Origin of the sequence: Anaeromyxobacter sp. Fw109-5, assembly GCF_000017505.1 — a bacterium.
GTDB lineage: Bacteria > Myxococcota > Myxococcia > Myxococcales > Anaeromyxobacteraceae > Anaeromyxobacter.
The window spans coordinates 1,537,449-1,557,220 of the sequence record NC_009675.1 but is presented as its reverse complement, the minus strand read 5'-3'; the positions used below and the strand labels follow the sequence as shown (position 1 = coordinate 1,557,220).

The following is a 19,772-nucleotide window of genomic DNA, read 5'->3' as shown; positions in this document are numbered from 1 at the left end:
CCGCGGGCGCCGCTCAGCAGGGGCGCGGGTCGGCCCACTCCCAGACGAGCAGCCCTTCCTCGGCGCGGCCCTGCAGGACCTCGGCGACGCGCCCGACGTCCACCTCCGGTGGGACGTCGACCGCCACGAGCTTCGGACGCAGCGCCTCGTGCGTGCACCCGTGCTCGAGCAGCCGCTCGAGGAACGCCTGGACGCCGCCGTCGGACAGCTCCGCGCCGGGATCGAGCGCGAGGCGGAGGGTGCGATGCCCGCTCTTCTCCACCACGTCGTCGAGCCGGGGCTCCTCCTCTCCCGCGGCGTCGAGCGCCTGGACGACGTCGTCTCGGGAGATCCCGTAAGCGAAGAACGGGCAGCTCTCGATGCGGTAGCGGTTCGCGCCGAGCGGCTCCGCCCACACCCAGTCGTCGGGGGGCCCGTCCTCGCCGTCCGAGCGCTCGAGCGGGACCCGGATCCGGATCAGCCCCTCCGCGATGTCCAGCTCCGTCGTCATGCCTGGCCGGTCCTCGCCGCTGAATCTATCCGGGGCCGAGCCTCACCGCGACCGCCTCCGCGAGGTCGGCGCCGGTGTAGCGCTCCGGCTGCACCCCGGCCTCGAGCCCCTGCTCGCGCAGGGCCTCCGCGGTGGTAGGGCCGATGGCGGCGAGGAGCACCCCCCTCAGGAGCGCCGCCCGCTCGCCCAGAGCCCCCGTGACCGCCCGCACCGCGGACGGGGAGGCGAACGCGACGGCGTCCACCTCGCCTCGCGCGAGCCAGTCGCCGAGGGGAGCGATGTCGCTCGCGGGCGCGGGCACCGTCCGGTACGCCTCGACCCCGGTCAGGTCGGCGCCGGCGGCGAGGAGCCCGGCCACCGTCTCAGGGCGGCCCTCCGCCGGGCGGGGGAAGAGGACCGGGCGCCCGCTGACGTGCGGCGCGAGCGCCCGCGCGAGCGCGTCGCCCTTCGCCTCGCCCGGCACGAGATCCGGCTCGCGCACCACGCCCGCGAGCCGCTCGGCCGTGGCCGGGCCGACCGCGGCGAGCCTCAGCCGCGCGAGCGCCGCGACGTCGAGCCCGAGCGCCCGCAGCCGCGCCACGGTGCGGTCCACGGCGGTGGCGCTCGTGAAGACCGCCCACTCGAAGCGGTCCAGGGCGCGCAGCGCGGCGTCGAGCGGCCCGGGATCGGCGGGATCGGCGAAGGCGATCGAGGGGACCTCGCGCACCGCGGCCCCGAGGGCGCGCAGGCGCGCCGAGAGCGTGTCCTCGCCTCCCTTCCCGCGGGTGACGACGACGGTGCGCCGATCGAGCCGGGCGCCCACGGCTCTAGCGCCTGGGGGCCGCGAGGCCCGGGGCCTTCCCCTCGCACTCGCGGAGGATCTCGGCGGCGCCCTTCGAGAGGAGCTCCTCGGCGAGGGCGATCCCGAGCTGGCGCGCGTCGGCGGCGGGGCCGCTCCGCTCCCCGCGGATGACCCGCGTCCCGTCGAGCGAGGCGACGAGCGCGCGCATCGACACCCGCCCGCCCTGGACCGTCGCGTGGCCGGCGATCGGCACCTGGCAGCCGCCCTCGATGCGCCCGAGGAAGCCGCGCTCGGCCTCGATGCGGACGCGCGTCTCCGGGTGCTCGAGCGCCGCGAGGCGGGCCATCGTCGGCGCGTCGGCGGCGCGCGCCTCGAGGGCGAGCGCCCCCTGGGCGACGGCGGGGAGCATCTCCTCCGCGGGGAAGACGTAGGTCGCGTGCTCGGCGAGGCCGAGGCGGCGGAGCCCCGCGTAGGCGAGCACCACCGCGTCGAGCGCCTCGGACGCCTTGCGGAGGCGCGTCTCGACGTTGCCGCGGACCATCTCGAGCTGGAGGTCCGGCCGGAGCGCCTTGAGCTGCGCGCCGCGGCGGAGGCTGGAGGTCCCGACCTTCGCACCACGCGGAAGCCCGGCGAGCGTCTTGTAGCGGGGGGAGCAGAGGGCGTCGCGCGGATCCTCGCGCTCCGGCACCGCGCCGATGGCGAGGCCCGGGGCGAGCTCGGCGGGCAGGTCCTTCATCGAGTGGACCGCGATCTCCGCGTCGCTGGCGAGGAGCGCGTCCTCGATCTCCTTCACGAAGAGGCCCTTGCCGCCGACCTCCGCGAGCGGGACCTCGAGGATCCGGTCGCCCTTGGTGACGAGCTCGTGCAGGCGGACCTCGAGGCCGGGCTCCTTCGCCCGGAGGAGGTCCGCGACGTGGTTCGCCTGCCACTTGGCGAGCGGGCTGCGGCGGGTCGCGATGCGGATCATCTGCGGAACTCTCCTAGCTGCGCTCCGACGAGGCCGCGGCGCGGCCCTCGGCGGGCTGGGCCGGCGCGCCCTCGGGACGCGCCGGGTCGTTGTCGATGCCGAACAGCTCCGCGGCGGCCCCCGGGAGATCGCCGTCGCCCGTGGCGGCGGCGGCCTTGAGCCGCGCCGTGGGACCGTGCAGGAGCTTGTTCACGATGGCCTGCGCCATCGCCTCCACGCTCTTCTTGCCCTTCTCGTCCAGCTTCGGGCCGAGGTGCGAGAGCGTCCGCTCCGCCTCCGCCCGGGCGATCTGCTCCGCGTGCCGCCGGAGCTGCGCGAGGACCGGGAGCGCCGCCCGGGCGTCCCGCTCCTTCGCGAAGGCCATCACCTCCGCCTCGACGATCGCCTCGGCGCGGAGCGCCTCGCCGCGGCGGGCCTCCTGCGTCGCCGTGACGACCTTCTCCATGTCGTCCACGTCGTAGGCGAAGACCTCGCCGAGATCGGCGCACGCGGGGTCGACGTTGCGCGGCACGGCGAGATCGATGAGGCACAGGGAGCGGCGGCGACGGGCCTTCATCGCCTGCTGCACCAGGTCGCGCGTCACCACGTAGGTCGGGGCGCCGGTGGAGACGATGACGACGTCCGCCTCGACGAGCAGGCGCGGCAGCTCGTCCCAGCCGCGGAAGGCGCCGCCGACCTGCTCCGCGAGCGCCAGCCCGCGCTCGGGCGAGCGGTTCGTCACGAGGATGCGGTCCGCGCCGAGCACGGCGAGCGCCTTCGCCGAGAGCGCCCCCATCTTGCCCGCGCCGACGAGCAGGATGGCCCTGCCCTTCAGGTCGCCGAAGATCTTCTCGACGAGCTCCACCGCGACCTGCGACATGCTCGTCGCGCCCCGGCCGATGTCGGTCTCGGTGCGGACGCGCTTGGCGGTCGCGAAGGCGCGGTTGCAGAGGCGCGACATGAACGGACCGGCGGCCTCCGCGGCGCTCGCGAGGCCGTACGCCTCCTTCACCTGGCCGAGGATCTGCTGCTCGCCGACCACCATCGAGTCGAGGCTCGCCGAGACCCGGAACAGGTGGCGGATCGCCTCGACGCCGATCTTGGCGTACAGGTGCTCGTCCGCGTCGGGCGCGCGCTCCGTGAAGAAGCGGCGCGCCGGCTCGATCCCGTCCGCCTGGACGTAGACCTCGACGCGGTTGCAGGTGGAGACGACGAACGCCTCGGCGACGCTCTCGGCGGCCCTGAGCTCGCAGAGCGCGGCCTTGAGGAGATCGCCCGTCAACGCCACCCGCTCGCGCACCTCGATGGGCGCGCTCTTGTGCGAGAGCCCGACGAGGAAGATCTCCTTCCCGTTCACTGCGAGACCTCCGCCGCGCGCGGGCCGTAGTCGCCGGCGTGGCGCGTGACCCCTGGGACGATCTTCAGCGAGACCATCGAGGAGAGGAGGATGACGAACCCGACCAGGGTCATGAGCGCGTAGCGCCGGCCGTGCCAGCCGCTGTGGCGGAGCTGCACCATCGCGCCGTACAGGATCCAGATGCCGAGCGAGATCACCTGCTGCGGATCCCACGACCAGGCGCTCTCCCAGACCGCGGTCGCCGTGATGGTGCCGGCGACGAGCGCGACGGTGTAGACGACGAACCCGGCCCGGACGAGCCGCTGGATCATCTGATCGAGCGCGTCGAGCGAGGGCAGGCGGGAGAACAGCGCCCCGAACCGCTTCCCCTTCACCTCGCGCTCCTGCAGCAGGTACATGATGGCGACGCCGAACGCGATCGCGAAGAGCGCCACGCCGCCGACCGCGGAGAGGATGTGGAGGGTGACGCTCGGGTGGCGCACCGTGGCCGGCGCGACGCCCGGGTGACCCGGCGTGCCGAACAGCGTGGGCAGGAGCACGACCAGGGCGAGGGGCGTGACGAACGCGCCGATGGTGGGGAGCTTGTAGTAGCGCTGCAGGAACAGGTACGCGCCGGTGAGCAGCCACACGAGCAGGACGAGGCCGCCGCGCAGGCCGAAGAACTCCGCGCCGCCGAACTCGCTGCAGCCCACGCCGATCGCCGCCGCGTGAACGAGGAACGCCGCCGCGAGCACCCAGAAGCCGATGGTGGCCGACCGCTTGTGACGCGGCCGCGCGAAGTACACGATGTACGCGGCCGCGGCGGCCGCGTAGAGGGCGGCGGCGATGCGGAGGATGACGATGCTCATGCGTCCCTTCTCATACCGAAGATCGTCGAGGAGTAAACGGGCGGGAGCCCCCTCCTCCTTCCACGAAACGTCCGCAATTGCCGGCCCTTCGAGCGGCCCGGCCGCCCGCTCGCCGGGCGCCGGTCCGATCGCTCGGCGCGGCGAGAGCGGCATCGTGCCGCACCCCCCTCCGCACGGTTCGACGGGTCAGCGGCAAGGCGGACCGGGCGCGCCCGGCGATCGAGGTGGAGCCCTGCCATGGTCGGAGAGGATATCGCGGCGCGGCCTCCGCCGGGGCGCGTCATCGAGCGCGGAGGTGACCGATGGGGCGAAACCTACCACGGCGCGCGAGGCGCTTGCCAGGATCGGGGTGTGCCGCTAATTAGACCGCCCGACCGACCGGAGCGTAAGGAGAACACATGGCCTCGAGCGACCTCGTCATCCTGCAGGACTCCACCTTCGAGACGGAGGTCCTGAAGAGCGACGTGCCCGTCCTCGTCGACTTCTGGGCGGTGTGGTGTGGGCCCTGCAAGGCGATCGCCCCCACGGTCGAGGAGCTGGCGAGCCAGTACAAGGGCAAGGTCAAGGTCGCCAAGATGGACGTGGACCAGCACCAGAACGTCCCGCAGCAGTACGGCATCCGCTCCATCCCCACCCTCCTCGTGTTCAAGGGCGGCCGCGTGGTCGACACCATCGTCGGCGCCGTCCCCAAGGCGAAGCTGGAGGAGAGCCTGAAGAAGGCGATCGGCTGACGGACTGCCTCCCGCTCCCGATCCCCTGGAGCTCCGACGCCCGCGGCCCCTCGAGGACCGCGGGCGTTCGCGTCTCGCGGTCGAACCTCACTGCCGGAGGGGCCGCGCAACGCGCGGGGAACCTGCGGGAGGGGCCCCGCGCAACGCGCGGGGAGGGGCGAAGCCCCTCCCGGCGGGGAACCTGCGCGTACCCGCGCCAGCGGGCGCGCAGGTTCACGGGCCCCGCCGAGCAGGGGGTGGGGCCCCAGCAGCTTCGCTGCTGGGGCGGGGGACGCAGTCCCCCGTCTAATTGACAAACCGTCGCATCCCGACGTTCGCGAGCAGCCCGATCCCGGTGTAGATCGCGATGACGGACGAGCCGCCGTAGCTCATGAGCGGCAGCGTCACGCCCACCACCGGCAGGAGCCCGATCACCATCCCGATGTTGATGGCGACGTGCCAGAAGAGCATCCCGGTGAGCCCAGCGGCGAGGAAGTGGCCGAAGCGATCGCGCGCGTTGCCGCAGATGTCGATCGCGCTCGCGACCAGCACGAAGTAGAGGGCGAGCAGCAGGAGGCAGCCCAGGAACCCGTGCTCCTCCGCCCACACCGAGAAGATGAAGTCGGTGTGCTGCTCCGGGAGGAACGACAGGTACGTCTGCGTGCCCTGCCCCCAGCCCTTCCCGAGCGCCTGCCCGGAGCCGACGGCGATCATCGACTGCGTGGCGTGATAGCCCGCGCCGAGCACGTCCGACTGGGGGTTCAGGAACGTCTCCACCCGCTTCTTCTGGTACGGCTTCAGGTGCGGGTAGAGGAGCCCCGCCGAGACGACCGCCACGCCCGCGAGCAGCGCGAGCGTCTTCCAGCGGACCCGCGCGAACAGGATCTGCGTGAAGCCGACGGACATCACGATGAGCGAGGTGCCCAGGTCCGGCTGCTTCAGCACGAGCGCGGCCGGGACGAGGATGATCGCGAACGGGATGAGCAGGCCGACGAGGCCGTAGCCGTCCTTGCGCCGCTCGGCGTCGCCGTGGAACCAGCTCGCCAGCGCGAGCGCGACGGACAGCTTGGCGAGCTCGGAGGGCTGGAAGTTCACGGGTCCGATGGTGAGCCAGCGCCGCGCCCCCATCACGTAGCGGCCCTTCACGTAGACGAGCACCAGCAGGACGATCACCACCGCGTAGAACACCCACGCGAAGCGGTGGAAGGTGCGCTGATCGAACAGCGTGAGGGACAGCGCGACGAGGACGCCGAGCCCCATCCACGCGGCCTGGGAGATCCAGACCGGCGCGTGGGCGCTCCGCGACGCCGACGCCAGGTTCCACACGCCGATCGCCGAGATGGCGAGCGTGACGAACGCGAGGTGCCAGGGGAAGTGGGCGAACAGCCGCCGGTGCGGCGTCGCCGAGAGCGAGACGTCAGGCGCCACCGTCGTTCCCTCCCTGTCGTTCGCCGTGCGACCGCGTGGGAGCCGCCGGGGCCGCGCCCGCCGGAGCGGCGACCGGCGGCGAAGCGGGCTCGAGCGGCGGGGCCTCCGGCGCGAGCGGCTTCGAGGCGGCCGGGGCGACCGGCTCCGTCTCGACGGGCGGGCTCGGCTTCGCGACCGGCGCGCTGGGCTTCGCCGGGGCCGGCGTGCTCGGCTTCGCCTCGACCGGCGTGCTCGGCTTCGCCGCGGCCGGCGGGCTCTTCGCCTCGACCGGCGTAGCCTTCGGCTTCATCGCCGCGGGCGCCACCGCCGCGGCGCCGGAGGTGGCGAGCGGCGTGGGGACGACCTGGGCGCCCCGGCTGGGCGGCGGAGCCGCCGCGGGAGCTCCCGTCGGAGCGGGCTTCGCGCCGCGAAGGGCCGCGGGGCCCGCGACGGCCGCCGCCGGGGCGGGAGCGGTCGCCGCCGGGGCCGCGCCCGGGGCAGCCCCGAGCGCGGGCGGCGAGAGCGCGACGCCGGCCCGCTCCGCGGCGTCCTGCGCCTTCAGCTCCAGGTACTTGCGGATGACCGCCATCGCGGTCGGCGCGGCGTTCGTGGAGCCGAACCCCGAGTGCTCGTTCAGCACCACCACCACGATCTCCGGGTCCTCCGCCGGCGCGAACGCCGCGAACCAGGCGTGGTCGCGCTCGAAGTACGGCACCTGGTCGGCGCGCAGGCGCTTGCCCATCTTCACGACCTGGGCGGTGCCCGTCTTCCCGGCGACGGTGAACTCCTTGATGCGCTGCCAGTAGGCGGTCCCGTAGGGCTCGTTGACCGCGGCGAGCAGGCCCTTCATGACCGTGTCGCGGGTCGACTTCTTCACCTGCGGGCGGCTGCGCTCCTGGGGCGCGAACTCCTGCAGCACCTTCCCGTCCGCGTCCTCGACGCGCAGCACCACCTGCGGCTTCCAGACGATGCCCGTGGCGAGGGCTCCGTAGAAGACGACCTGCTGCATGGGCGTCACGTTCACGTCGCCCTGCCCGATGGCGAGGTTGACCGGCATGCCGCGCTGGTAGCCGCCGCGGAGGTGGCGATCGTGCCAGGCGACGTCGGGCACGACGCCGGGGACCTCGCCCGGCAGCCCGAACTCCGTCGGCACGCCCAGGCCGAACTCGCGCGCCCAGCGCGCGAGGGCGTCGGCGCCGAGCCGCGCGCCGGCCTCGTAGAAGAAGACGTCGCAGCTCGCGCCGAGCGCGTGCGCGAAGTCGACGTACCCGTGCCCCGAGTCCTTGTCGCACCGCCAGCGGTGCCTGCCCATCTTGAAGTGGCCCGGGCAGAACACGGTGGTGCCGGGGTGGTAGTGCTTCTCCTCCAGCGCGGCGATCGCGGTGAGCGCCTTGAAGGTCGAGCCGGGGTGGTAGTGCTGCTGGATCGCGCGGAACAGCTCGGGCTCCAGCGGGTCGGAGTGGATGGCGGCGAGCTCCGCCGAGGTGATGCGGCCCGACATCTTGTTCGGGTCCGGCGCGGGCCGGTCGACGAGGGCGAGGAGGAACCCGGTCTTCGCGTCCATGGCGAGCACGACGCCCGCCGTCGCGGGGAACGCCGCCTCCGCCGCCTCCTGCAGGCGCCAGTCGATCGAGAGCACGAGGTTGTGCCCGGGGACGCTCGGCACGACGCGCTGATCCTCGGGGATGAGCTCGTCCGCGTCCTCCTTCCGGCGCCCCTTCGCGTCGACCGGGACGCGCTCCTTGCCGTCGATGCCGCGCAGCTGCCGCTCGAACCTCCGCTCGAGGCCGCGCCGCCCGGTGTAGTCGCCGAGCAGGTACGGCCCCTGACCCGTGCCCGAGCGCTGCACCTCCTCGTTGAGCCGCTTCAGCTCCTCGGGGCCGGCCTCGTTCATGTAGCCGATGAGGTGCCCGCCGAGCCCGCCGAACCGGTAGTTCCGGTGCGGGATCGCCTGCACGTCGACGCCGGGCAGATCCATCTGGCGCGCGAGGAAGAGGTCCAGCTCCTCGCGCGCGATGTCGACCTTCACCGTGAAGGGCCGGAACCGCTCGAGCTTCCGGGCGCCGGCGAGCTGCCCCCGCGCCCGCTCCACCTCCTCCGGCGTCATCGCCAGCATGGTCGCGAGGCGCGAGAGGACCTCGTCGCACTGCTTCCCGCAGAAGTACGGCGTCAGCGTCACGTCGTACGAGGGGCGCGAGTCGACGAGGATGCGGCCGTGACGGTCGAGGACGTGGCCGCGATCCGCCGGCTGGCGGATCTCCTTCACGAAGTTCTCCTCGGCCTTCTCCTTGTACTCGTCGCCCTTCAGGATCTGCAGCAGGTACAGCCGCCCGACGAGCGTGAGGAACGTCAGGACCGCGAGCCCCGTCGCCCAGGCGAGCCGCGGCCGGAAGTCCTTCTGCGCCGTCCCCGGCGCGCTGGGAGGAATGAGTGACATCGCGTGTCAGCGGAGGAGCCCGTGCTCCTCGCGGTGGAACAGCCGGTCCACCAGCCGGAGTCCCGGGTAGAGCAGCGGCGCGGCGAGCGCCGTCAGGACGGCCTCGAGGAGCATGCGCGGCAGGAGCCCCAGGCCCGGCGCCGTCTCGGGCGTGGCGGTGAGGCGCGTGAGCACGAGCGCGCCCAGGGACAGCACGAGGGCGCCGGCCCCCGAGAGCAGCGCGAACCCGCTCCTGCCCCGGACGTCGAAGCCCGCGCTCACCGCGCGCACGAGGACGAAGAGGAGGACCGCGAGGAAGGTCATGAGCCCCTTGGGCGAGCCGGTCACGAGGTCGAGCACGTACCCGATCCCCGCCGCGGCCACCGAGCCCTCCACGTTGCCGCCGTGGAGGCCGAGGTAGACCACGCAGGCGGCGAGGAGCAGGACGGAGAAGCCCCCGCCCCCGGCCCAGCGGAGGACGGCGGACTGCAGGGCGGCGAGGAGGAGGGCGAAGACGACGTGCGCGAGGGGCTTCACGGGGCGTGTCCGGGCACGTAGGCGGCCGGGAGGATGTCCGCGGTCCGCTCCCAGTCGGTGACCACGAGCACCTCCTCGAGGCGAGTGACGTCGACCGAGGGGACCACGCGCGCCTCCTGGAACAGACCGTGCTGGTTCCGCTCGAGCTTCGTCACCTTGCCGATGGGGAGGCCGCGCGGGAACACGCCGTCGGTGCCCGAGGTGACGAGCACGTCGCCCTCGATCATGTCCTCGACGCGCAGCGCGTAGTCGAGCTTGCACGCGTCCGGCTTGCCGAGCCCCCGCACGTTGGCGCGGGCGCGCGTGCGCTCCACCACCGCGGCGATCGAGCTGTTGCGGTCGGTGACCACGAGCACGTCCGCCGTGTGCGCGGAGACCGCGTGGACGCGCCCCACCACTCCGTCGGCGACCACGACCGGCATCAACTTCTCCACGCCGTCCTCGGCGCCGCGATCGATCGTCACGACCTGGAGCCCCGCGGGCGCGAGCCGAACGCCCACGATCCGTCCGCCGACGTACTTGCGGTCCGGCGACGCCTGCGCGAACCCGAGCAGCTTCCGCAGGCGCTCCACCTCCGCCCGCTCCGCGAGGAGCTGCTGCCGCTCGATCTCGAGCTCGTTCACCTTCTGAGACAGCGCCGTCGCCTTCTCGCGCGCGTGACGGAGCGCGAGATACCCGTCCCACGCGCCGACCGCGCCCGAGACCGTCCAGCCCACGGCCCGCTCCACCGGGGTGGTGAGCCACAGGATGGCGCGATCGAGCCTCGAGCGCTCGCTCGGCTTCCTCGCGTGCGCGAAGTAGACACCGAGCGGTACGACGAGCAGCACCGCGACGAGGATGAGCTCGCGGTACCGCCTCAGCAGTGCGAACACGGACACTCCGGCGGGGCCAGAAACCCTTGCATTTTAGCCCATTTCGACTAGGGTGTTCAACTTCGCGGCGCCCCCTCCCACGCGGGGCTGCCGACCTACAACAACTCGGAGCACCGGTTCATGCTGGAAGGCCTGCGGGCAAACAAGGGCGGCATCATCACCTGGATCTTCCTCGGGGCGATCATCCTCGTGTTCGTGATCAGCTTCGGTCCGGGCAGCCTCAACCAGGGCGGCGGCTGCGCGGGGGCGGGAGCCTCCTACGCCGCGAAGGTCAACGGGAAGACCATCCCGGCGGTGGAGTGGGAGCGGCAGTACTCGCAGCTGTACGACCTCTACCAGTCGCAGATGGGCGGCGGGTTCACCCGCGAGCTCGCGGCCCAGCTCGGCCTGGCCGAGCAGGCGCTGAGCCAGCTCGTCGATCGCGAGCTGGTGATCCAGGAGGCGAAGGAGCGCGGCATCGTCGTCTCCGACGAGGAGCTCTCGAGCGCCATCCACGCGATCCCCGCCTTCCACCGGAGCGGTGCCTTCCACTTCGAGACCTACGAGGCGGCGGCGCGCCAGAACTTCGGGTCGCCCGCCAAGTTCGAGAGCTGGTACCGCGAGCAGCTCCTCTACGGCAAGATGCTCGCCGCCGTCGGCGAGACGGTGAAGGTCTCCGGCGCCGAGGTCAAGGAGGCGTGGCAGGCCGACGCCGACAAGCTCTCGCTCTCGTTCGTCCGCTTCCCGCTCGCCGCCTTCCAGGCCGAGGTGAAGCCCTCCGACGCCGAGGTGAAGGCGTTCGCGGAGAAGGACGGCGCGCGCATCGAGCAGTTCCACAAGGACAACGCCGCCCGCTTCGACCAGCAGAAGAAGGTCCGGGTGCGCCACGTCCTCGCGCGCGTGACCCCGGGCGCGGACGACGCGGCGGCGCGGAAGAAGATCGAGGAGGCCGCCGCCCGCGTGAAGCAGGGCGAGGCCTTCGAGAAGGTCGTCGCGGCGCTCTCCGACGACGAGGGGACGAAGGCCCGCGGCGGGGATCTCGGCTTCGTGACCGAGGGCCTGTTCGACGAGCAGTTCGCGAAGGCGGCGCTCGCCCTCGAGCAGGGGCAGGTCTCGGCGCCGGTCCGCAGCGCCTCCGGCTGGCACCTCGTCAAGGCGGAGGAGGTCGTCCCGGCCAAGAAGGTCTCGCTCGCCGACGCCCGCCTGGACATCGCGCGCGAGCTCCTCCAGCAGGACCGGGCGCGCAAGCTCGCCGCCGAGCGCGCCCAGGCCGCGCACGCCGCCGCCCGCAGCGGCAAGCCGCTCGCCCAGCAGTTCCCGGACGCGGAGGCGGCCAAGAAGGCGAAGGCGACGCCCGTGAAGGTCGGCGGCCAGACGATCGCCGCCGAGGAGACGGGCACGTTCACCGCCTCGAGCCCGTTCGTGCCGAAGCTGGGCCCAGCGGCCGAGCTCGTCGGCGCCGCCCGCGCGGCGAAGGCCGGCGAGGTCCTCCCGAAGGTGTACGACCTGCCCGCCGGGCCGGTCGTCGCGGTGGTGACCGCGCGCGAGACGCCGGACGAGAAGGCGTTCGAGGGCGCGCGGGACCAGGTGGCCGAGCGGCTGCGCAACGAGAAGGAGGCGCAGGTGGTCTCGCGGTGGCTCGAGGGCCTCCGCAAGGACGCCGAGATCGAGCGCAACCTCTCGCTGCTCGGGAGCGCCGCCGCCGCGCAGTAGGCCTCCCATGGCGTTCCGGCTCGTCCTCGCGTCGCAGAGCCCGCGCCGGCGCGAGCTGCTCGACCAGCTCGGCGTCGCCCACGAGGTGCGCCCGGCGAACACCGACGAGTCGGTGCACCCGGGGGAGCCCGCTCGCGCCTACGTCCTGCGGGTCGCCCGCGAGAAGGCGCGCGCCGTGGAGGGGGAGCTCGTCCTCGCGGCCGACACCGCCGTGGTGCTCCGGGGGGAGGTGCTCGGCAAGCCCCGCGACGCGGAGGACGCGCGCCGCATGCTCGCAGCGCTGTCCGGCACCGCCCACGAGGTGCTGACGGGCGTCTGCGTCCGGCGCCGCCCCGGCCGCGGGTCCGCCGTGGAGCTCGACGCGGTGGTGTCGACGGCGGTGCGCTTCGCGCCGCTCGGGCCCGCCGAGATCTCCTGGTACGTCGCGACCGGCGAGCCGCTGGACAAGGCCGGCGCCTACGCCATCCAGGGCGTCGGGGGAGCGTTCGTCCTCGGCGTGGAGGGGAGCGTCTCCAACGTCGTCGGCCTGCCGCTCGCGGAGACCGCCGAGCTGCTCCGCCGCGCCGGCCACCCCCTCCCCTGGGACGCGCCCGGCGGCCCGGCGCAGGGCGGGGGAGCGCCGTGAGCGTCGCCGCGCGCCTCGCCGCGCTGCGGGCGGACCTCCCCGCCGGCGTGACGCTGGTGGCGGTCTCGAAGACGCAGCCCGCCGCGGCGATCCGCGAGGCGTACGAGGCGGGTCAGCGCGACTTCGGCGAGAACTACGCGCAGGAATGGCGCGAGAAGGCGGACGCGCTCGCCGACCTGCCGGAGCTCCGCTGGCACTTCATCGGCGCCCTGCAGACGAACAAGGTGAAGTACCTCGCCGGCCGCGTCGCCTACGTGCACACCGTGGATCGCGAGGAGCTCGCCCGCGAGCTCTCGCGCCGCTTCGCCCAGAAGGGCGCGGTCGCGCGGGTCTTCGTCGAGGTGAACACCGGCGGCGAGGCCTCGAAGGCGGGCTGCGCGCCCGGCGAGGTCCCCGCGCTCGCGGCCGCGATCCGCGACCTGCCCTCGCTCGAGCTCGTCGGCGTGATGGGCATCCCGCCGCCGGAAGACGACCCGCGCCCGCACTTCCGCGCCCTGCGCGCCCTGCGGGACGCGCTCGGCGTCCGCGAGCTGTCGATGGGCATGAGCGGCGACTGGCGCGTCGCCGTCGAGGAAGGCGCGACGTTCGTGCGGATCGGGTCGGCGATCTTCGGTGCGCGCGCGCCCAGGGCGGGTTGAGCTCGCGCCAACGACTCAGACCGGCTTGAGCCGCAGCCGGCCCGAGTCGTTCACGTCCGCGCGGAACTCCTGGCCGCAGTAGAAGCAGCGGATCTCGTCGCCGCCGCCGAAGCCGTCGTCCCACGGGTTGTTCGCAGAGCAGTCGGGGCAGTCGAAGTCGCCGAAGCGCCGTCCCCTCCCCGCGTCCTCCCCCTCGGGCTGCTCGTCTTCGTCGTTCCCCGGATCGATGCCCATCGTCCGCCCCTTCCCTGCGCGCCCGCCACGCCGGGCGCCGTGCCGGGCAGGAGCGTACGCCAGGGACGGCGAGCGTGCGAGCGAGCGCCGAGGCTCCGATGTAGGACTCAGCGTGAGTTTCGGCCGCGGAATAGCGTCCGGCCGCGCTCCATTGTATGCGGCGGGAGCACGCGATCCGCGGGGAGCGTGCGGGAAACCGACACCCGTGTCGCAGTCGTGCCGCTGCGCGGCGCGGTGGGACCGCCGGATGGCCGGAAAACCGGGGGTGGCCGAAGATGGCACCCCGCTTGCTGAACCGGTCCCTCGCGGAACGAACTCCTACGCGGAAACGGGAGCCTACTTGCACCAGCGCCTCGCCACCCTCGCCCTCGCCCTCGCCCTCGCCCTCCTCGTCGCCCCCGCGGCGGCGCGGGGGTTCGCTCCGGGCGAGGAGACCGTGTTCCGGATCACGTATCTCAGCCTGCCCACCGGCGAGGGACGGATCGTGGTCGGCAAGCCGGAGGGCGACATCTGGCCGGTGATCTTCCAGGCCAAGACCCAGGGCATCGCAGGGCTCATCGACATCCGCGAGCACCTCGTCAGCTACTGGGATGCGCGCACGCGGCTCACCCGTGGGTCCGACCTCAAGGCGTACGAGGTGGGCGACTTCCACCAGGACAGCGCGCGCTTCGACCGCGAGCGCGGTCAGGCGACGGTCACGGTCCAGCGCAAGGGCAAGAAGAAGGAGAAGACCATCGACGTCCCGCGCGACGTGCAGGACCTGACGAGCGCGTTCATGTGGCTGCGACTCCAGCCGCTCGCCGTCGGCCGCCGCTTCGACGTCCCGGTCGCGTCCGGCACCCACCAGTTCACGCTCGTGGCCGAGGTCGTCGGCCGCGAGCAGGTCGAGACGCCCGCGGGCACGTTCCCCGGGCTCAAGGTGAAGATCGGCACCGCGCTCCAGGGGAAGTTCTCGACCAAGCGCGACTCGTGGATGTGGCTCTCCGACGACGGGCGGCACGTGCTGCTCCGCGCCGAGGCGGACTTCGCGGTGGGGAGCATCGTCGCGGAGCTGAGCAGGTACACCCCGGGCGGCGAGGTCGCCGCGCGCTGACGCGCCGCTCCGGGCTCCGCTACGATCCCGGGCATCGGGGCCCGACTGCTGCGGGAGGCGCCTCGGCGGCGCGCGTGCGCGTCCACTCCGTGGCGACGTCGCGCGCCGCGTCTCCTGCACGCCCCGGCCGAGCCGCGCGTTGCATCCCCGGGCGCCGCATCGCAACTTCGCGTCGATGCGTGCCGCCCTTCCCCTCCTCCTCCTCGCGGCGTGCTCGGGGAGCACTCCCGTCCGGTCGTCGGCGGCGGCTGCACCGGCCGCCTCCCGCGGTGCCCCGGTCGAGATCGGGGTCGCGAGCGGGCTCGAGAAGCTGCGGCCGGGGGATCCCGTCCCCGGGCAGCGCCAGGTCTCGCTCGTCGCGGCCCGCGGAGAGTGCGAGTCCGCCCAGATCGCGGTTCGCGCGACCCACCGGATCGCGTTGCTCTCGGCCGCGGCCGCGCCGCTCCGCGGGCCCGGCGCCGTCTCGGTGCAGCTCTACCGGGTGGCGACGCTCGCGCTCCCCCGCGGGTCGGGTCCCGAGGGCACCGCGGGCGAGTGGCCGGACCCGCTCGTGCCGGCGCGCGATGCCTTCTTCGGCGAGGCTCGCCGTGCGTTCCCCGTGGAGGTCGCGTCCGGGCGCCTGCAGGCGATCTGGGTGGAGGTCTGCGTCCCAGCCGGCGCGGCGCCGGGCGAGTACCGAGGCGAGGTGCGCCTCCGGGACGGCGATCGCGCGCTGGCGGCCGTGCCGGTACGCCTGCGTGTCTGGCCGTTCGCGCTCCCCGCCACCGGGACCTTCACCGCGGCCTTCGGGCTCCCCACGCGCGTCGGTACGCGCGCGCTGGGGCGCCCGGACGATCCGGAGCTCGGGCGCGCCCTGGCTGCGGTGCTCCTGCGCCACCGGATCTCGCCCTATACGCTCTCGGCCGATCCGCCGGACGGCACCTGCACGGCGCGCCGCTGCGACCTCGACTGGTCGCGCTTCGACGCCGAGCTCGGCCCGGTGCTCGACGGCACGCTGGTGCCGGGGGTGAAGGGCACGTTCGCCGAGGTGCGGATCTCCGCGAAGGTCTGGGACGGACCGGAGCAGGACCTCGCCGCGACGCTCCGCGCCTGGAAGCGTCACTTCGACGCGCGCGGCTGGGGCGACCGGCTCTGGCTCTACACGCTCGACGAGCCGCGGCCCGAGCAGTTCCCCGAGCTGCGCCGTCGCGCCCGCCTCGCCCGGCAGGCCGGGATCCGGGTGTTCGCGACGCTGGCGCCTCATCCCGCGCTCGCCGGCGCGGTCGACGCGTTCGCGCCGAACCTCACGCTGGCGCCGGAGCGTCCGGAGCGCGGCGTCTCGTTCTCCTACGCCTCGTGCATGTCCCACGGCTGCGACGAGATCCCCCCCGGCGGGCCGACCCGCACGGCGATGCTGCGCGACTTCCGCGGCTGGCCCGGGTACGCCATCGACCGCCCGGCCACCGCCGCTCGCGCGGTGCCGTGGCTCGGCTGGCGGCGCGGGCTCTCGGGCGAGCTCTACTACGACGTGCTGCACGCCTGGATCGACGCGGACCCCTGGCACGACGTCCGCGCCTTCGCGGGGAACGGGGACGGGACGCTCCTCTACCCCGGCCGGCCGGCGGAGCTCGGCGGCGAGCACGGGTTCCCGGTGGAGTCGATCCGGCTCAAGGTCATCCGAGACGCCCTCGAGGACGTGGAGCTGCTGCGCATGGCCGACGCCGCCGGGCTCGGCGCGCTCGCGCAGAGGACCGCGGCGCGGCTGATCCCGACCGCCCGCGGGTTCGAGCGCGCGCCGCGGCCGTGGCTCGACGCGCGCTTCGCGCTCGGCGAGGCGCTCGCCCGGCGGACGCTCGCGGCGGCGCAGCACGGAGCGCGCCGGTGATCGGGCCGATCGTCGCCCTGACGCTCGCGGCCGGCCCCGCCTGCGGGCTGCCGCCGCTCTCGGACGGCCAGCGCCCGTGGCGCGCGGGCGAGACGCTCGAGCTCCAGCTGGCCATCCTCGGGGCGCTGAAGGCGGGCACGCTCCAGCTCTCGGTGGAGCGGCCCATGTCCGGCGGGCGCATCGTCCCGCTCCGGGCCCGCGCCCGCACCAGCGCGCCCCTCGACGCCATCCGGAGGTTCGCGGGCGTGGCGCTCTCGTGGATCGACGTCGGCACGCTGCTGCCCGAGCGCTACCTCGACGACCTCGACGACGCCGGCGTCCGCAAGACGAGCGACACGCGGATCCCGGAGGACGCCGAGCGGATCACCATCTTCACCCGCAGGGGGGATCGCCCGAGCGAGACGACCTACGGCGCGACGGGCGAGGTGCTCGACGCGCTCTCCGCCGTGTACTACCTGCGCGCGGCGCGGCTCGCGCCGGGCGAGCCGTTCTGCTTCGACATGATCGCGGTCCGCCGCTTCTGGCACGTGGAGGGGAGCGTCGCCGCGGAGCCGGAGCGAGTGGAGACGCCGGCCGGGGACTTCGACACCCTGCGGCTCGACGCGGTCGCGCGCCGTGTCGATCGCCCCGACGCGCGCCCGCGCCCGATCACGCTCTGGATCACGCGGGACGCGCGGCGCCTGCTGGTGGCCGCGACGTCGGAGATCGATCTCGGGTCCGTCCGCGCCGAGCTCGCGTCGGTGCGGGGCGCGCGCTGACCGCTCGCGCCGCGCGCGTTCGCGGCGGCTCACGCCAGTCACCCGAAGTGAATCCCGGAGGGCAGCTCGAGAGGCCTCGCCGGCGAGGAGACCCCGCGCGCCGCGTCCGCGGGCGTGGACTCACTGCGGCGCGGCTGCTGGGGGGGACGCAGTCCCCGGCGGATCAGATCAGGCCGCGGGAGCGGCGGAGGAGCTCGACCGTCTTCTGATACTCGACGTCCCAGGCGCTGGTCCCCTCCTGCAGGTGCTTCAGGCGGGCGCGCGCCTCGCGATCGATCTCGTCGTCGACGTCGAGGTGCTTCTTGAAGATGCCGAAGACCTTCTTCCGGAGGGCGTGATCCTCGGAGTAGACCTCCTCGACGTTCCGCGAGATGAGGAGGAACTCGATCATCTGGCCGATGACGTACTCGATCCCCTCGTCGCCCATCTTGAAGCCGCGGACGTCCGCCATCTCGCGCTTCACCTGGCTGAACTTGGAGTGATCGTAGCCGCGGCGCTCCAGCGCCTCGCGGGTCGCGGCGTTCACGCGCTCCTCGGCGGCGAGGTACTCCTTCATGATCGCCGCCATGTCCATCTCGGCGTCGGCGATGCGCAGGGTCTCGACCTCGATGTCGCCGTCCTGCATGAGGGTCTGGATGACCTCGCGGGCGATCGTGGGGATGACCTTGGGGTAAAGCCGCATGGATGTTCCTCGCCTGGACGGCCGCGGACCGCGCCGCGGGCCGAGTGCCGTTGCGAAGACCGCGAAACAAAAGGTAAAGCCGTATAAACCCCGGCCGCCAGGGGTGGCAAGAAAAAAAGGCCTCGGCTGCAGCATGGTTCCACGCGATCCGGGGCCCCGCCACCCGCCCCCGTGGGCCCGTCCCCTCACGGGCACGGAGGCGCTCCCCGTCCCTCGACCGGCCCCCGCGGAGGCGCGCGGCGCCACCCGGAGACGACGAGAGCGGCGCCCCTGGAGGCGCCGCTCTCCCGAACGCACGGTGGCAGCCGACGTCGACCCCGCGGCGATGACCGACGCGCGCGGCGCCGCCCGGGCGCGCTCGCTAGCCCTGGTAGATCTTCATCACGTCGGAGAGGAGCTTCAGGGCCTCCGCCTTGGGACGCTGGAAGGCGTTGCGGCCCATGATGGACCCGAAGCCGCCGCCCTCCTTGATGCCCCGGATCTCGTTCAGCACGTCCTCGGTGCCCTTCGCCTCACCGCCCGAGAAGATCACGATGCGCTTCCCGTTGAACGCGGACTGCACGACGTGGCGCACGCGGTCGGCCATGGTCTTCGTCGGGATCTGGTACTTCTCGTAGACCTTCTTCGCCTCGGGATGCTCGACGAGGTCCTTCGGCGGCTTCACCTTGATGATGTGCGCGCCGAGCTGCGCCGCGATCTGCGCGGCGTACGCGGCGATGTCGACGGCGGTCTCGCCCTCCTTCGAGACGCCGGAGCCGCGGGGGTAGCTCCACACCACCACCACGAGGCCGTGCGCCTTCGCCTCCTCGGTGAGCTCGCGCAGGTGCTCGTACTGCTCGTTACGGGCGTCGGACGCCGGATAGATGGTGTAGCCGATCGCCGAGCACCCGAGCCGCACCGCCTCCTTCACCGAGCCGGTGACGGCGGAGATGGGCGCGCCGCCGAGCTTCGAGAGCGAGTCGGAGTTGTTGAGCTTGAGGATGGTGGGGATCTGGCCCGCGTACCTCGCCGCCCCCGCCTCGATGAAGCCGAGCGGCGCCGCGTACGCGTTGCACCCCGCGTCGATCGCGAGCTGGAAGTGGTACTGCGGGTCGTAGCCCTCGGGGTTCGGCGCGAACGAGCGCGCCGGCCCGTGCTCGAACCCCTGGTCCACCGGGAGGATCACGAGCTTGCCGGTGCCGCCCAGGGTCCCGGTCATGAGGAGGCGGTGGAGGTTGGCGAGCGTCCCGGGGTTGTCGCTCTGGTACCAGGAGAGGATCTCTTTCACGCGCGCGGTGGTTCGCTCCGGCATTTCGGTTCTCCCAAGAGGTCGCGAGGTGTTCGGGTTCTCTAGGACGAGTCCCGCTTCGAGTCGACGCGCAATCTAGAGACCGCCGGGATCGGGAGGCAAGGGGAAAAGCCGCCGCTCGCCCGCCGGGCGGTGGCCGGCGCGCGGCGCGCTGCGCAGGTTCACCGTGAACCCCCGAAAAGGAAGGTCCCATGGCGCGTGGAGTCGGTGAGCGGCCGGAGCGGAGCCCCGCGGCGATCCTGTCCGCGGTGGAGTACCCCATCTCACGCGATGACCTCGCACAGGCGGCGGCGGAGAACGACGCGCCGGCGGACGCGATCAACTTCCTCAGATCGCTCCCCGACCGGATCTATACGAGCCCGAACGACGTGATGCGCCAGTTCGGCGAGGCGGGCGCGCGCTTCGGCCTGTTCTCGACCGACGTGCGGCACCGCGGGAACATCGGCAAGGAGGCGACGGAGACGGGCGCGGTTCCCACCAAGCATTCGTAGGGACGGGGGACTGCGTCCTCCGCCCCCTGCTCGGCGGGGGCCG

General features: G+C 73.4%; 20 protein-coding genes. 8 read left to right on the top strand and 12 right to left on the bottom strand.

All coding sequences use genetic code 11. The annotated features are described in order from the left end of the window. Positions 1–13: 13 nt before the first annotated feature. Genes ANAE109_RS07010 through ANAE109_RS06990 form a run of 5 tightly spaced genes read right to left on the bottom strand, consistent with a single transcriptional unit; the run spans position 14 to position 4,422 of the window. The gene (locus ANAE109_RS07010; protein WP_011985690.1) at positions 14–490 is read right to left on the bottom strand and encodes a DUF4265 domain-containing protein; all 477 of its coding nucleotides are present in this window, start codon (positions 488–490) and stop codon (positions 14–16) included. Positions 491–515: 25 nt separating this feature from the next. Then, entirely contained in the window at positions 516–1,292 is a 777-nt protein-coding gene (locus tag ANAE109_RS07005) for a uroporphyrinogen-III synthase (RefSeq protein ID WP_011985689.1), read from the bottom strand. 4 nt (positions 1,293–1,296) lie between these two features. Further along, a complete protein-coding gene (gene hemC / locus ANAE109_RS07000) occupies positions 1,297–2,238 on the bottom strand; it encodes a hydroxymethylbilane synthase (RefSeq protein WP_011985688.1) in 942 nt (313 codons plus the stop codon). A gap of 13 nt (positions 2,239–2,251) precedes the next feature. Continuing rightward, positions 2,252–3,574 carry a glutamyl-tRNA reductase gene (gene hemA, locus ANAE109_RS06995; RefSeq protein ID WP_011985687.1) on the bottom strand — a complete coding sequence of 441 codons (1,323 nt, stop codon included), beginning with the start codon at positions 3,572–3,574 and terminating at the stop codon, positions 2,252–2,254. After that, entirely contained in the window at positions 3,571–4,422 is an 852-nt protein-coding gene (locus ANAE109_RS06990; RefSeq protein WP_011985686.1) for an inner membrane protein YpjD, read from the bottom strand. The genes hemA and ANAE109_RS06990 overlap by 4 nt, the downstream gene beginning before the upstream one ends. 398 nt (positions 4,423–4,820) lie before the next feature. Here ANAE109_RS06990 and trxA point away from each other — a divergent pair, with 398 nt between their 5' ends. Continuing rightward, positions 4,821–5,153, top strand: a complete 333-nt coding sequence (trxA, locus tag ANAE109_RS06985) for a thioredoxin (RefSeq protein ID WP_011985685.1) — start codon at positions 4,821–4,823, stop codon at positions 5,151–5,153. Between the two features lie 285 nt (positions 5,154–5,438). Here the strand turns inward: trxA and rodA are convergent, their stop codons facing one another. Genes rodA through mreC form a run of 4 tightly spaced genes read right to left on the bottom strand, consistent with a single transcriptional unit; the run spans position 5,439 to position 10,370 of the window. Then, on the bottom strand, positions 5,439–6,560 hold the full coding sequence (rodA, locus tag ANAE109_RS06980) for a rod shape-determining protein RodA (protein WP_011985684.1): 1,122 nt from the start codon (positions 6,558–6,560) through the stop codon (positions 5,439–5,441). After that, positions 6,550–8,976: a penicillin-binding protein 2 gene (gene mrdA, locus ANAE109_RS06975; RefSeq protein WP_011985683.1), complete on the bottom strand. Its 2,427-nt coding sequence runs from the start codon at positions 8,974–8,976 to the stop codon at positions 6,550–6,552. Before mrdA ends, rodA begins: the two co-directional genes overlap by 11 nt. Positions 8,977–8,982: 6 nt before the next feature. After that, positions 8,983–9,492 (bottom strand): hypothetical protein, encoded by a 510-nt coding sequence (locus ANAE109_RS06970; protein WP_011985682.1) that lies wholly within the window; start codon positions 9,490–9,492, stop codon positions 8,983–8,985. Further along, complete coding sequence (mreC, locus tag ANAE109_RS06965) at positions 9,489–10,370, bottom strand: rod shape-determining protein MreC (protein WP_234945261.1); 882 nt, start codon at positions 10,368–10,370, stop codon at positions 9,489–9,491. Before mreC ends, ANAE109_RS06970 begins: the two co-directional genes overlap by 4 nt. A gap of 114 nt (positions 10,371–10,484) precedes the next feature. Between mreC and ANAE109_RS06960 the strand changes: the two genes are divergently transcribed. From ANAE109_RS06960 to ANAE109_RS06950, 3 genes are read left to right on the top strand one after another with little or no spacing between them, the layout of a single operon-like run. Next, positions 10,485–12,056, top strand: a complete 1,572-nt coding sequence (locus ANAE109_RS06960; RefSeq protein ID WP_011985680.1) for a peptidylprolyl isomerase — start codon at positions 10,485–10,487, stop codon at positions 12,054–12,056. Positions 12,057–12,063: 7 nt separating this feature from the next. After that, positions 12,064–12,681 carry a nucleoside triphosphate pyrophosphatase gene (locus tag ANAE109_RS06955; RefSeq protein WP_011985679.1) on the top strand — a complete coding sequence of 206 codons (618 nt, stop codon included), beginning with the start codon at positions 12,064–12,066 and terminating at the stop codon, positions 12,679–12,681. Beyond that, entirely contained in the window at positions 12,678–13,319 is a 642-nt protein-coding gene (locus ANAE109_RS06950; RefSeq protein WP_011985678.1) for a YggS family pyridoxal phosphate-dependent enzyme, read from the top strand. Before ANAE109_RS06955 ends, ANAE109_RS06950 begins: the two co-directional genes overlap by 4 nt. A 15-nt stretch (positions 13,320–13,334) precedes the next feature. Here the strand turns inward: ANAE109_RS06950 and ANAE109_RS06945 are convergent, their stop codons facing one another. Then, a complete protein-coding gene (locus ANAE109_RS06945) occupies positions 13,335–13,553 on the bottom strand; it encodes a hypothetical protein (protein ID WP_011985677.1) in 219 nt (72 codons plus the stop codon). Positions 13,554–13,893: 340 nt separating this feature from the next. On the opposite strand from ANAE109_RS06945, the gene ANAE109_RS06940 reads away from it, so the two are divergent. The 3 genes from ANAE109_RS06940 to ANAE109_RS06930 all read left to right on the top strand — a co-directional run bounded on the left by ANAE109_RS06940 (position 13,894) and on the right by ANAE109_RS06930 (position 17,268). After that, positions 13,894–14,646, top strand: a complete 753-nt coding sequence (locus ANAE109_RS06940; protein WP_041448172.1) for a DUF3108 domain-containing protein — start codon at positions 13,894–13,896, stop codon at positions 14,644–14,646. Positions 14,647–14,821: 175 nt separating this feature from the next. After that, complete coding sequence (locus tag ANAE109_RS06935; protein ID WP_011985675.1) at positions 14,822–16,510, top strand: DUF4091 domain-containing protein; 1,689 nt, start codon at positions 14,822–14,824, stop codon at positions 16,508–16,510. Beyond that, a complete protein-coding gene (locus tag ANAE109_RS06930; RefSeq protein WP_011985674.1) occupies positions 16,507–17,268 on the top strand; it encodes a DUF3108 domain-containing protein in 762 nt (253 codons plus the stop codon). Before ANAE109_RS06935 ends, ANAE109_RS06930 begins: the two co-directional genes overlap by 4 nt. Positions 17,269–17,431: 163 nt before the next feature. On the opposite strand, the gene ANAE109_RS06925 is transcribed toward ANAE109_RS06930, so the two are convergent. Further along, positions 17,432–17,950 carry a DUF507 family protein gene (locus ANAE109_RS06925; protein WP_011985673.1) on the bottom strand — a complete coding sequence of 173 codons (519 nt, stop codon included), beginning with the start codon at positions 17,948–17,950 and terminating at the stop codon, positions 17,432–17,434. A 361-nt stretch (positions 17,951–18,311) separates the two neighbouring features. Continuing rightward, the gene (locus tag ANAE109_RS06920; RefSeq protein WP_011985672.1) at positions 18,312–19,241 is read right to left on the bottom strand and encodes a class I fructose-bisphosphate aldolase; all 930 of its coding nucleotides are present in this window, start codon (positions 19,239–19,241) and stop codon (positions 18,312–18,314) included. A gap of 188 nt (positions 19,242–19,429) precedes the next feature. On the opposite strand from ANAE109_RS06920, the gene ANAE109_RS06915 reads away from it, so the two are divergent. Beyond that, complete coding sequence (locus ANAE109_RS06915) at positions 19,430–19,729, top strand: DUF2795 domain-containing protein (RefSeq protein ID WP_011985671.1); 300 nt, start codon at positions 19,430–19,432, stop codon at positions 19,727–19,729. Positions 19,730–19,772 lie beyond the last annotated feature (43 nt).

Excerpts from the sequence above, each read along its gene's own strand:
- ANAE109_RS07010 (WP_011985690.1), bottom strand. The coding sequence starts at position 490 with ATGACGACGGAGCTGGACATCGCGGAGGGGCTGATCCGGATCCGGGTC.
- hemC (WP_011985688.1), bottom strand. The coding sequence starts at position 2,238 with ATGATCCGCATCGCGACCCGCCGCAGCCCGCTCGCCAAGTGGCAGGCG.
- ANAE109_RS06990 (WP_011985686.1), bottom strand. The coding sequence starts at position 4,422 with ATGAGCATCGTCATCCTCCGCATCGCCGCCGCCCTCTACGCGGCCGCC.
- trxA (WP_011985685.1), top strand. The coding sequence starts at position 4,821 with ATGGCCTCGAGCGACCTCGTCATCCTGCAGGACTCCACCTTCGAGACG.
- mrdA (WP_011985683.1), bottom strand. The coding sequence starts at position 8,976 with ATGTCACTCATTCCTCCCAGCGCGCCGGGGACGGCGCAGAAGGACTTC.
- ANAE109_RS06960 (WP_011985680.1), top strand. The coding sequence starts at position 10,485 with ATGCTGGAAGGCCTGCGGGCAAACAAGGGCGGCATCATCACCTGGATC.
- ANAE109_RS06955 (WP_011985679.1), top strand. The coding sequence starts at position 12,064 with ATGGCGTTCCGGCTCGTCCTCGCGTCGCAGAGCCCGCGCCGGCGCGAG.
- ANAE109_RS06945 (WP_011985677.1), bottom strand. The coding sequence starts at position 13,553 with ATGGGCATCGATCCGGGGAACGACGAAGACGAGCAGCCCGAGGGGGAG.
- ANAE109_RS06935 (WP_011985675.1), top strand. The coding sequence starts at position 14,822 with ATGCGTGCCGCCCTTCCCCTCCTCCTCCTCGCGGCGTGCTCGGGGAGC.
- ANAE109_RS06925 (WP_011985673.1), bottom strand. The coding sequence starts at position 17,950 with ATGCGGCTTTACCCCAAGGTCATCCCCACGATCGCCCGCGAGGTCATC.
- ANAE109_RS06920 (WP_011985672.1), bottom strand. The coding sequence starts at position 19,241 with ATGCCGGAGCGAACCACCGCGCGCGTGAAAGAGATCCTCTCCTGGTAC.
- ANAE109_RS06915 (WP_011985671.1), top strand. The coding sequence starts at position 19,430 with ATGGCGCGTGGAGTCGGTGAGCGGCCGGAGCGGAGCCCCGCGGCGATC.